The organism is Roseitalea sp. (assembly GCF_984466335.1).
Genome location: NZ_CFIFWG010000097.1, coordinates 1 through 10,323, shown reverse-complemented (window position 1 = coordinate 10,323; position 10,323 = coordinate 1). Strand labels below are relative to the sequence as shown.

At 64.5% G+C, this 10,323-nt stretch carries 10 protein-coding genes and 1 pseudogene; 6 read left to right on the top strand and 5 right to left on the bottom strand.

Features of this window, described 5'->3' with window-relative positions:
* Positions 1-120: 120 nt before the first annotated feature.
* From AC5E6L_RS09960 to AC5E6L_RS09950, 3 genes are all read right to left on the bottom strand, one after another.
* Positions 121-1,458, bottom strand: a complete 1,338-nt coding sequence (locus AC5E6L_RS09960) for an MFS transporter (protein WP_491772975.1) — start codon at positions 1,456-1,458, stop codon at positions 121-123.
* 9 nt (positions 1,459-1,467) lie between these two features.
* On the bottom strand, positions 1,468-1,719 hold the full coding sequence (locus AC5E6L_RS09955; RefSeq protein ID WP_491230503.1) for a metal-sensing transcriptional repressor: 252 nt from the start codon (positions 1,717-1,719) through the stop codon (positions 1,468-1,470).
* Positions 1,720-1,784: 65 nt separating this feature from the next.
* On the bottom strand, positions 1,785-2,159 hold the full coding sequence (locus tag AC5E6L_RS09950; RefSeq protein ID WP_491230504.1) for a hypothetical protein: 375 nt from the start codon (positions 2,157-2,159) through the stop codon (positions 1,785-1,787).
* Between the two features lie 101 nt (positions 2,160-2,260).
* Between AC5E6L_RS09950 and AC5E6L_RS09945 the strand changes: the two genes are divergently transcribed.
* From AC5E6L_RS09945 to AC5E6L_RS09935, 3 genes are all read left to right on the top strand, one after another.
* Positions 2,261-2,992, top strand: coding sequence for a HupE/UreJ family protein (locus tag AC5E6L_RS09945; RefSeq protein ID WP_491230505.1), 732 nt, complete (start codon positions 2,261-2,263; stop codon positions 2,990-2,992).
* Positions 2,993-3,010: 18 nt separating this feature from the next.
* Positions 3,011-3,826, top strand: coding sequence for a hypothetical protein (locus AC5E6L_RS09940; protein ID WP_491772972.1), 816 nt, complete (start codon positions 3,011-3,013; stop codon positions 3,824-3,826).
* A gap of 182 nt (positions 3,827-4,008) precedes the next feature.
* Positions 4,009-4,284, top strand: coding sequence for a hypothetical protein (locus tag AC5E6L_RS09935; RefSeq protein ID WP_491772970.1), 276 nt, complete (start codon positions 4,009-4,011; stop codon positions 4,282-4,284).
* Between the two features lie 28 nt (positions 4,285-4,312).
* Here AC5E6L_RS09935 and AC5E6L_RS09930 read toward each other — a convergent pair.
* Positions 4,313-5,276: pseudogene (locus tag AC5E6L_RS09930) on the bottom strand (IS481 family transposase).
* A gap of 449 nt (positions 5,277-5,725) precedes the next feature.
* Between AC5E6L_RS09930 and AC5E6L_RS09925 the strand changes: the two are divergent.
* Positions 5,726-6,438 (top strand): IS5 family transposase gene (locus tag AC5E6L_RS09925; protein WP_491772981.1). Its coding sequence is split into 2 segments (ribosomal slippage): positions 5,726-6,008 and positions 6,008-6,438, totalling 714 coding nucleotides; the frame shifts between segments, so codons are not numbered across the junction.
* 333 nt (positions 6,439-6,771) lie between these two features.
* On the opposite strand, the gene ispG is transcribed toward AC5E6L_RS09925, so the two are convergent.
* Complete coding sequence (ispG, locus tag AC5E6L_RS09920; RefSeq protein WP_491772968.1) at positions 6,772-8,022, bottom strand: flavodoxin-dependent (E)-4-hydroxy-3-methylbut-2-enyl-diphosphate synthase; 1,251 nt, start codon at positions 8,020-8,022, stop codon at positions 6,772-6,774.
* 183 nt (positions 8,023-8,205) lie between these two features.
* Here ispG and AC5E6L_RS09915 point away from each other — a divergent pair, with 183 nt between their 5' ends.
* Complete coding sequence (locus AC5E6L_RS09915) at positions 8,206-9,000, top strand: 3-hydroxybutyrate dehydrogenase (RefSeq protein WP_491772966.1); 795 nt, start codon at positions 8,206-8,208, stop codon at positions 8,998-9,000.
* 30 nt (positions 9,001-9,030) lie between these two features.
* Positions 9,031-10,164, top strand: coding sequence for a patatin-like phospholipase family protein (locus AC5E6L_RS09910; protein ID WP_491230748.1), 1,134 nt, complete (start codon positions 9,031-9,033; stop codon positions 10,162-10,164).
* Positions 10,165-10,323 lie beyond the last annotated feature (159 nt).

Genomic DNA, 10,323 nt, shown 5'->3' with positions numbered 1-10,323 from the left:
TCCGCCGCCCTGCTCAAGACGCCGCCCGATGGGGAGCGTCGGCGCGAAACGATCAGGCTCATCTGGCAGGGCCTCTCTCCGACCTGCACGAGCGAATAGCATCGCTTTGAATCGCTCGACTTAGACACCGCGCGCGATCTCCCTGTCCGCTGGCCAGCGCCGATGCAGATCGTCGATCACATAGGCGTGGCTGTGCCGGGCGCCGGAGGCGATGTGGGGATGGTCGGCGGGAAGATCGTCATGGCTGTGGGCGATCTCGATCGCGTCGTGACGCGGCCAGAGCAGCATGCCGGCCGCCAGCCCTATGGCGCTGAGCGCGGCGAGCGTCAGCATCGCCGTGACGCTGCCATGGGCGGCTTGCAGCCAGCCGGCCAGCGGATAGGTGATCAGGAAACAGGCATGGGACAGGGCGAACTGCGCGGCAAACAAGGCCGGGCGATCCTCCGCATGACCCGAACGGCGCAGCAGGCGCCCGGACGGCGTGACCGCCGCCGAATAGCCCACGCCCGCGAGGAACCATGCGACCAGCAGCCAGTCCCAACGCAGTCCGTAGACCGCGCCCGCAGCGCCCATCGCGGCCAGGGCCAGCGTCATGCCCGCCGTGCCGATCAACATGACGCGCCGGTCGCTCCGGGTTTCCAGAAGGCGCGGCAGGCCGAGCGCGGCGACCATCGAGCCTGCGCCGAAGGCCGCGAGCGTCAGCGCCAACGCCTCGTCCGTCAGGCCAAGGTCCCGGCGCACCAGAACCACCGTGTTGACGATGACCATGGCGCCGGCGGCGGCGACGGAAAAGGACAGCGCCAGCAGCGCCCGCAGCCGTGGCGTCGCCAGATAGATGCGGGTTCCACGGGTGATGCGCGTTAAGACATCGTGCTGCGTGTCCGGTTTCGGCCATGGCAAGGTGACTGACAGCACCAGCAGCGCCGAGGCGGCAAAGCCGATCACCGTGCCGCCGAACAGGACCGGGAAGCTCACCACCGTTAAAAGCGCCGCCGCCAGCATGGGCGACAACAGGCTTTCCAGATCATAGGCCAGTCGCGACAGCGACAGCGCCTTGGTGTAGTCCTCTTCGTCGGGCAGCACGTCGGGAATGGTCGCCTGAAAGGCGGGTGTGAACCCGGCCGATGCCGCCTGAAGCAGGAAGATCAGCCCGTAGATCTGCCAGATCTCGGTCACGAAGGGCAGCGCCGCGGCGACGCCGGCCCGGATCATGTTGAGCGCGACGAGCAGGGTGCGCCGGGGAACCCGGTCGGCAAACGCCTGCGCCACCGGCGACAGCGTGACATAGGCCACCATCTTGATCGCCAGCGCCGTGCCCAGCACCTGGCCGGCATCGCCGCCAGCGAGGTCCCAGGCCAACAGTCCCAGCGCCACGGTCGCAAGGCCGGTGCCCACAAGCGCGACGACCTGCGCGGCGAAAAGACAGCGATAGGTGCGGTTCTTCAGAACGCTCAGCATGGCGGGCACTCACAAGAACTTCGAAATGGCCTTCAGCTCTTCACGGTCGCTGTCCGTGTCGAGGCAATGATCGATATGGTCGTGGATCAGCGCCTGTTTCGCGCCGGCGATGGCTTTTTCGACGGCCTGGAGCTGCTGGGTAACCTCAAGGCAGGAACGCCCATCCTCAATCATCGCGATGACGGCGTGAAGATGACCATCGGCGCGTTTCAGCCGCTTGACGATACCGGGATGGGTCGCATGTCGGTTTTCACGCGTCATTAAGGCTTGATTAACCTCCCCCGGAGGATGTAGCAAGCCTTCGCAGGGGCATGTCGAAAAGACAGTCAGGTTTGGTCAAGAAGCCCGTCCATCGCACGATCTTGCATGCGGCGCGCGGCCTCATCGCGCTGACGGCCGCCTTTGCGCTGATCGTTGCGCCGCTTATCGTCATCGCAACGCATGGTCCCGCCGCCCATATGGCAGCCGTGGCGATGACGGCGCAGACCGGCGGGGATATCGGCGCGCACGGTCATTCCCACGACCACGATCATCATCATGGGGACGGCGTGGCCGAGCAAGGCCATGAGGGCGGCTCGTTTGCAAGCCACAATCCCGCCGATCACGATCACCAGCTTCAGGCGTTGATTTGCAGGGCCGAAAATGGACCCGGGCAGATGCCCGACAGGGCGCGATGCGCGTTGAGCGACGCTTTCCGGCACATGGCGCCCGAAGGGCCGATGCGTCCGCCGCGACCCGTCTGAACGGCACCCAGACCGCGCCTGCGGGCGCACCGTCAGACTGTTCGCACAAGGATCATCCCATGACATTCATATCCGCCGCGTTGGGCGGGCAAGGGGCCGGCGCGCGCCGCGCGACCGTGCTCCTCATCGCCTTCGCGCTCTCCTTCTGCCTCGCCGAGACGGCCTTCGCCCACGCCGTCACGCTCGGCGACAAGGGCTATATCCAGGAGGTGACGGGCGTTCACCTCATCGCGTTCCTTTATCTCGGCGCCAAGCACATGGTGACGGGATATGATCACCTTCTGTTTCTGTTCGGCGTGATCTTCTTCCTTTACGGTTACAAGCAGATCGGTATCTATGTGTCGCTGTTCGCGATCGGTCACTCGACCACCATGCTGCTCGGCGTCGCGTTCGACTTCGGCATTTCGAGCTACATCATCGACGCCATCATCGGCTTTTCGGTGGTCTACAAGGCGCTCGACAATCTGGGCGCGTTCCCGCTCTGGTTCGGGTTCCAGCCCTCCACCAAGATCGCCACACTGCTGTTCGGCTTCCTGCACGGCTTCGGCCTCGCCTCGCGGATCATCGACTACGAGATTTCCCCCGACGGGCTCTGGCCGAACCTGATCGCCTTCAATGTCGGCGTCGAGGTCGGCCAGCTTCTCGCGCTCGCGGCCATCTTGCTGGTGATGACCTACTGGCGCGCCATGCCTTCCTTCGCGCGGCAGGCCTATGCCGCAAACGTCCTGATGATGAGCGCCGGGTTCGCCCTGATGGGTCTTCAGATCACCGGCTATTTCGTGGCCGCGTGAGCGGCGGGAGAACGACACATGACCAACCATTCCCATGACCGTATCAACCCGGCCGCGCCCCAGGTGCGCGCCGAGCGCCGCCAGAGCGCCAGCGCGCAGCAACAAAGACAGGGCCGGCGCCCGCCGGCCGGCCATATCCAGGGCGTCAACGCCACCTCCGGCGGCCTCCTGCGGGCGACGATCGGTTCGGCGGCGGCCGCCCTGGCCATCCTGGTTCTGTTCTGGCTGCCTTCGGAATATGGCGTCGACCCGACCGGCCTGGGCCGGGTGATGGGGCTGACCCAGATGGGCGAGATCAAGCAGCAGCTCTATCAGGAGGCCGCCGACGAGGACGCCGTTCTGGCGGCGCAGGCGGCGGCCGAGCGTGTCTCGGCCGATCCGGAACTTCTGGCACGGCTCGACGCGCTGGAAGGCCAGATCGCCGGCATTGCCGCGATCCTCGGCACACAGCCGCCGCGACCCGTCGCGCCGCCATCGCCCGCGCCAGCCCCTGCGGCCCCCGCCCCCGAACCGGCTTTGCCGCAGTGGCGCGACGAGGTCAGCTACACGCTGGCGCCGACACAAGGCATCGAGATCAAGCTCGTCATGAGCGAAGGCGCCCGTGCGCAGTTCGAATGGACCGCCAACGGATCGATCCTTAACTACGACACCCATGGCGACGGCAGCGGGCAGCGCATTTCCTACGAACAGGGGCGCGGCGTGCCCGGCCAGGCCGGAAACCTCGTCGCCGCCTTCACCGGCAATCACGGCTGGTTCTGGCGCAACCGCACCGACGCGCCGGTGACCTTCACCCTGCGCACGCGCGGAGACTATGACCGCATGATCGCACCCTAGCAAACGACACCGCGCCGGCCGCGAAAAGGCCGGCGCGGCAATCCGAACCAATCACCAGCACCCAGCGATAGCAGCTCTGAGATAGGCGGTGGAGACATGAACGGGCATCAAGCCCGGTATGGCGTTGGCGGATCGCGTTACGGAAAACGCTATGAACAGCCAGAAAGAAACCCGGATCGAACATGAAAGAAACGCTCACTTACTTGATGATCAATATGGTTGTGCCGGTCGGTGCTGGAATGCTGCTGACCGTGGTCGGGCGGCCGTCCCTTGCGTTCAGCTTGGGGATTGGATTAGCCGTCCTGATTGCGGCCGGCAACGTTCATCGGGCAATGATCTCGGCACGGACCTGGCGATGGATTTACGGCCTGACTGCACTGGCCAACGCTGCGGCCCTGTTCTTTTTCAGCCAGTTGTCTGTCTTCAATCTCGCTTTCACGGTCATGCGCCTTCTTTAAAAATCGCAACGTCGCGCGATAGCGCGCTCTAGGTGTGTTGCCTCAATAGGTTGTCGCGGTTGAGGGCGAGGCGACTGATCGGTGGTTTTGATTTTATGGCGCCATGGGGTCTGTGCCAATTGTACATGTGGGTCCAGATGGGCAGATGGGCTGCGCGCTGATCGGAGGTTTGGTATGCGCGGGCGTAGGCCCACTCCCTGAGCGCTGTCTGGATGAGGCTTTCTGCTTTTCCGTTTGTACGGGGCGTGTAGGGTTTGGTGCGGATGTGGCGCAGGCCGAGTTCGGTGCAGGCGGCAGCGAAGGCATGGGATGTGTAACAAGCGCCGTTGTCGGTCATGACCCGCTCCACCTGAATGCCCATGGATCGATACCAGGCGACGGCCGCCCTGAGGTGGGCGATGGCGCTTGATGCTTTCTTATCAGGATGGATCTGGGTGCATGACAGCGGTGAATGGTCGTCCACGCAGACATGGACGAACTCCCAGCCATAGCCCTTTGCAGGCCCGCTTACGCGGATTGGATTGGCCGGTTCTGTCGCCGGTGACCCGGTGGCCCGCCCGCTCGAAGCGGCGCAGCTTCTTGATATCCAGATGGATCATTTCGCCGGGGCGCTTTCGTTCATAGCGCCGCACCGGTTCGGCCGGGTTGGTGTCCTTGAGCCGCGACAGGCCGGCGCGGCTGAGCACACGGCTGACGGTCGTCGGCGCTACGCCCACTTCCATGGCGATGTGCTGGCCGGTCCAGCGCTGGCGGCACAATGCGATGATGCGATCTATAATGGCCTGATCGACGGCGCTGGGGCTATAGCGTGGCCGCGAGGAACGATCGGCCATGCCCGCGCGACCTTCGGCCTTGTAGCGCTCGACCCAGCTGGCGACGATCTTGGCCGAGACACCGTAGACCCGCACCGCCTGCGCCTTGGTCAGCCGCCCTTCGATGACGCACAACGCCATTTCCTCTCGACGGCGCGGCGTCAGACGGGCGTTCGCCATTTTGCTCGAACCAGTGGCGCATCAATGGCTCACTATGAATGTTCATTCGGGCCTCCGATGAGCGCTGAAGTGTGGTAACTCCAGTCTCCCCGATCCAACCCGAATGGAGAACTTCCCGAACGCTCTAGGCGGATGATCTTTGATGAGGTCTTGAAGCAGCGAAATGGGTTGGCGTTGCTCATGCTGCAATGACATGAAACTTTGCCCCGAAGCTAAAGCCTGCTTCCTCTGGCGGCGCATCCGTGTCCGCCCAAGGAGATATTGCAACTTGTTGTCCAGAGATACGCCGTCATCAACTCTTAAGTCGAGTATCGGATGTTTGGTTGGGCTCCTGATTAGGGTTTGTGGAGATTTGGGATTCCGTTTTCGGTTGGAATGTGATTCAGGTTTGCTTTTGATGGGAGCAAGCGGTGCTACGATTGGTTTTGACAGATGCGCAATGGGCGGTGATGGAGCCGCATTGTTTGGGCAAGACCGGTGACCGGGGCCGCGGCGGGACCGACAACCGCCTGTTTGTGGAGGCGGTGCTTTGGAAAGCACGGACGAGCAGTCCATGGCGTGATCTGCCCGCGATGTTCGGCAAGTGGAACACGGTGTGGCGCCGCTTCGATGACTGGTGCAAGGTGGGCGTATGGGAGCGCATGTTCGAGGCGGTCTCGGACGACCCCGACATGGAATATGCCATGGTCGACGCCACCATCGTTCCGGTCCATCGCCATGGACACGGCGCTAAGGGGGGACTCAGCGTCAGGCGATAGGGGCGTCCAAGGGTGGGTGGACGACCAAGATCCTTGCCCTCACCGACGCGCTGGGCAATTTAGTGCGCTTTGATCTGCTGCCTGGTCACCGCTACGACACGATCGGTGTGGCGCCGTTGATCAAGGGCATCACCTTCGATGCGCTCATCGCCGACAAGGCTTTTGACGCCAACTGGATCGTGCAGGAGATGGACGAGCGCGGGGCCAAGGTCGTCATCTCGCAGCGACCCCAGCGCTTGGCACCACGGGTGATCGACGAGGACATGTACCAATGGCGACACCTGATCGAGAACTTCTTCGCCAAACTCAAGGCGTTCAAGGCCATTGCAATGCGCGCCGAAAAAACCGACCGCAACTTCCGATCAATGATCGCTATCGTCGCTGCCTTCATACGAATGCGCTAAATCTCCACACATCCTAGAGCGGTTTGTCTTTAGATGGGAGTGGATTGATGGACAGGGTTTTTCGCCGAGGCGAGGAAAACACCGCGGCACGGTCCGACGATCGCGCGAGGCTTTTAACGACGCTGCCGGGGGAAAAGACGTCCAAGCCGGAGGCCGGCAACACATTGAAATCACATGATAGCCGCACATCGCCCGCGCTTGGTCTTTTGCGCTCTGGGCGGCGTTGCGCGCGCCTTGCGGTGATCACACCGCGGCATTGCGCGCGCCTTGCCAGATCACAAAATCCCGGCGCTCAGACGATTCCAGCTAAAGGCAAACCGCTCTAGGGCCTTTTCAGGCTGCCGCGTTCTCGTCGCTCCGGCCGAAGCGCGCCTGGATATAGTCGGCGACCATGGCCTCGAACTGCGCCGCGATGTCATCGCCACGCAGCGTGGATGCCTTCTTGCCGTCGATGAAGACGGGCGCGGCGGGGCTTTCGCCGGTGCCCGGCAGGGAGATGCCGATATCGGCGTGCTTGCTCTCGCCCGGCCCGTTGACGATGCAGCCCATGACGGCGACCTTCAGCTCCTCGACGCCGGGATATCGCTCGCGCCACAGGGGCATGTTGCGCCGCAGGTCGCCCTCGATCTTCTGGGCAAGCTCCTGAAAGACCGTCGAGGTGGTGCGGCCGCAGCCGGGACAGGCGGCGACGACCGGCACGAACTGGCGAAACCCCATCGTCTGGAGAAGCTCCTGGGCGACCTGGACCTCGCGGGTGCGGTCGCCGCCGGGCTCCGGCGTCAGCGAAATGCGGATCGTGTCGCCGATCCCCTGTTGCAGCAGGATCGCCAGCGCCGCCGAGGAAGCGACGATGCCCTTCGAGCCCATGCCGGCCTCGGTCAGGCCCAGATGCAGCGCGTGGTCGCAGCGCTTTGCGAGGTCCGTATAGACCGCGATCAGGTCCTGCACGCGCGAGACCTTGGCCGACAGGAGGATCCTGTCGCGCGGCAGGCCCGTCTGCTCGGCGCGTTCGGCCGACAAAAGCGCCGACCGGACGATCGCCGCGCGCGTGACCTCGTCGGCGGACATGGGAAAGCCCCGCGCCTGGTTCTCGTCCATCAGCCGCGTCAGCAACTCCTGGTCGAGCGAACCCCAATTGACGCCGATCCGCACCGGCTTGTCGTATTCGATCGCCTTTTCGACGATCTCGACGAACTGCCGGTCGCGCTTGTCCCTGAAGCCGACATTGCCGGGATTGATGCGGTACTTGGCGAGCGCCTCGGCGCAAGCGGGATGGTCGGCGAGCAGCTTGTGGCCGATATAGTGGAAATCGCCGACCAGCGGCACGTCGAGCCCGAGCCGTTCGAGCCGTTCGCGAATCCTGGGCACGGCGGCGGCGCTCTCGTCGCGGTCGACGGTGATGCGGACCACCTCGGAGCCCGCCTTGTGCAGCGCCGCGCACTGGGCGACGGTGGCGTCGATGTCGGCCGTGTCGGTGTTGGTCATGGACTGGACCATCACCGGCGCGTCGCCGCCGACGATCACGCCGCCGACATCGACCGGCACGGACCTGCGGCGCGGCAGCGGGGCTGACTGATAGTCCATGGCCGGCTCCTGTGTGCTCATGCCGGTTTTTAGCGGCTCGACGCCGCGCCCGCAATCGGCGCGCCACGCCCCTGGCGGCCGTCGGCGCGAAAAGCGCCTTCGCATTGTCTCCATGGCGATGACAAGACCGCGCGGCGCGCCTATGCTGCGGCGCAACGACATGCCGCAGGATCGGGGGAAGCCATGGCCAGCGACCACATCAGGACCGCCATCGTCACCGGGTCGAACTCGGGCATCGGGCTGGGCATCGCCAGATCGCTCGCCGCCGAAGGCCACAATGTGGTGCTCAACTCGTTCACCGACAATGGGAACGACCATGGGCTGGCCGACGAGATCGGCAGGACCCACGGCAATGCGACCGCCTACATCAAGGCCGACCTTTCCAAGCCCGATGAAGCACGCGCGCTGGTCGAAAAGAGCGCCGAACGGTTCGGTTCGGTCGACATTCTGGTCAACAATGCGGGTATTCAATATGTCGCGCCCGTCGAGGACTTTCCGGCCGAAAAATGGGACGCGATCATCGCGATCAACCTGTCCTCGGCCTTCCATACGGCGGCGGTCGCCGTGCCGATGATGAAGGAAAGGGGCTGGGGCCGGATCGTCAACATCGCCTCGGCGCACGGGCTGACCGCCTCGCCCTACAAATCCGCCTATATCGCCGCCAAGCATGGCGTCGTGGGCCTGACCAAGACGATCGCGCTCGAATTCGCCGAGGCCAGGGTGGCCGCCACGTGCAACGCGGTGTGTCCGGGCTACGTGCTGACGCCGCTCGTCGAAAACCAGATCGAGGATCAGATGAAGGCGCACGGCATGGAGCGCCAGGAGGTGCTCGACAAGGTCATGCTGCAACGCCAGCCGACGCGAACCTTCGCCACCGTCGAGGAAATGGGCGGCACGGTCGCGTTCCTGTGCTCGGAGCATGCGCGGCAGATCACCGGGACGACCATTTCCGTCGATGGCGGCTGGACCGCGCTCTGACGTCGGCCCGGATCGGGAAAGGCTTGTGGAATGGCGCCCGCGTCCAGCGATACGAACCGCAAAAGGATCAATCTTGCCCTCCAGGGCGGCGGATCGCATGGCGCGTTCACCTGGGGCGTGCTCGATGCGCTTCTGGAAGACGGCCGGCTCGGCTTTGCGGGAATTTCGGGCACCAGCGCCGGCGCGATGAACGCGGTCGCGCTCGCCGACGGCCACTGCCGGGCCGGGCCGGAGGGGGCGCGCCAATGCCTGCACGACTTCTGGGCGGCGATCGCGCGCAAGGGCCGTCTCTCGGCGATCCGGCGCACGCCGGCCGATCTTTGGTTCGGCAATTACGGCTATGAGAATTCGCCGAGCTATCGGCTCTTCGATATCTTCAGCCGCATGTTCTCGCCCTACGACACCAACCCGTTCGACATCAATCCGCTGCGCGAGGTGGTGGCCGCCCAGATCGATTTCGACAGGGTGCATGCGTGCGGCGCCTTCAAGGTGTTCGTTTCGGCGACCAATGTGCACAATGGCAAGGCGCGCGTGTTCGGCGGCGCGCAGATCAGCCTGGAAGCGGTGATGGCGTCGGCCTGCCTGCCGACGCTGTTCAAGGCCGTCGAGATCGACGGCGTCCCCTATTGGGATGGCGGGTTCGGCGGCAACCCGGTGCTGTATCCGTTCTTCTACCAGACCGATACGGCCGACTGCCTTCTCGTGCAGATCAATCCGATCGAGCGGCGGACGACCCCCAGGACCGCGCAGGAAATCCAGGACCGGATGAACGAGATCACGTTCAACGCGGGCCTTTTGCGCGAGTTCAGGGCGATCGAGTTCGTGCGGCGGCTGGTGGCGGACGGGCGGCTCGACGGGACCGACTATCGCGCGATCCGCATGCACCGGATCGCCGCCGACCCGGTGGTCAAGGACCTTTCGGCGTCATCGAAGCTCAATGCCGAATGGGCGTTCCTGACCAGGATGCGCGATTTGGGGCGTGCGGCGGCCCAGGACTTTCTCGATGCGCATTTCGACGATATCGGCGTGCGGCCGTCGCTGGACCTGAGCGCGGAGGTGCGCGCGGACATGTTGCCGGTCACCGAGCGCGAGCCGGTGGGCCGGCGCATGCGCGACGCGCTCGGGCGGATGGGCGGCGCCCGGCAGGCCGGCCAGGACTCGTAGCTTTCAGCCGCAATTCCCGACGCGGAACCGGTTCCCAACCCCGGATCGGGTCCGGGGCAGGCATTTCGATGGCATTGCTCTAAAGCTGTTTGTCTTTGGCTGGAATCGTCTGAGCGCCGGGATTTTGTGATCTGGCAAGGCGCGCGGGACGACGCGGTG

Coding starts and splice junctions, on each gene's coding strand:
- AC5E6L_RS09955 (WP_491230503.1), bottom strand. CDS start 1,719: ATGACGCGTGAAAACCGACATGCGACCCATCCCGGTATCGTCAAGCGG.
- AC5E6L_RS09940 (WP_491772972.1), top strand. CDS start 3,011: ATGACCAACCATTCCCATGACCGTATCAACCCGGCCGCGCCCCAGGTG.
- AC5E6L_RS09915 (WP_491772966.1), top strand. CDS start 8,206: ATGGCCAGCGACCACATCAGGACCGCCATCGTCACCGGGTCGAACTCG.
- AC5E6L_RS09945 (WP_491230505.1), top strand. CDS start 2,261: ATGACATTCATATCCGCCGCGTTGGGCGGGCAAGGGGCCGGCGCGCGC.
- AC5E6L_RS09910 (WP_491230748.1), top strand. CDS start 9,031: ATGGCGCCCGCGTCCAGCGATACGAACCGCAAAAGGATCAATCTTGCC.
- ispG (WP_491772968.1), bottom strand. CDS start 8,022: ATGGACTATCAGTCAGCCCCGCTGCCGCGCCGCAGGTCCGTGCCGGTC.
- AC5E6L_RS09935 (WP_491772970.1), top strand. CDS start 4,009: ATGAAAGAAACGCTCACTTACTTGATGATCAATATGGTTGTGCCGGTC.
- AC5E6L_RS09960 (WP_491772975.1), bottom strand. CDS start 1,458: ATGCTGAGCGTTCTGAAGAACCGCACCTATCGCTGTCTTTTCGCCGCG.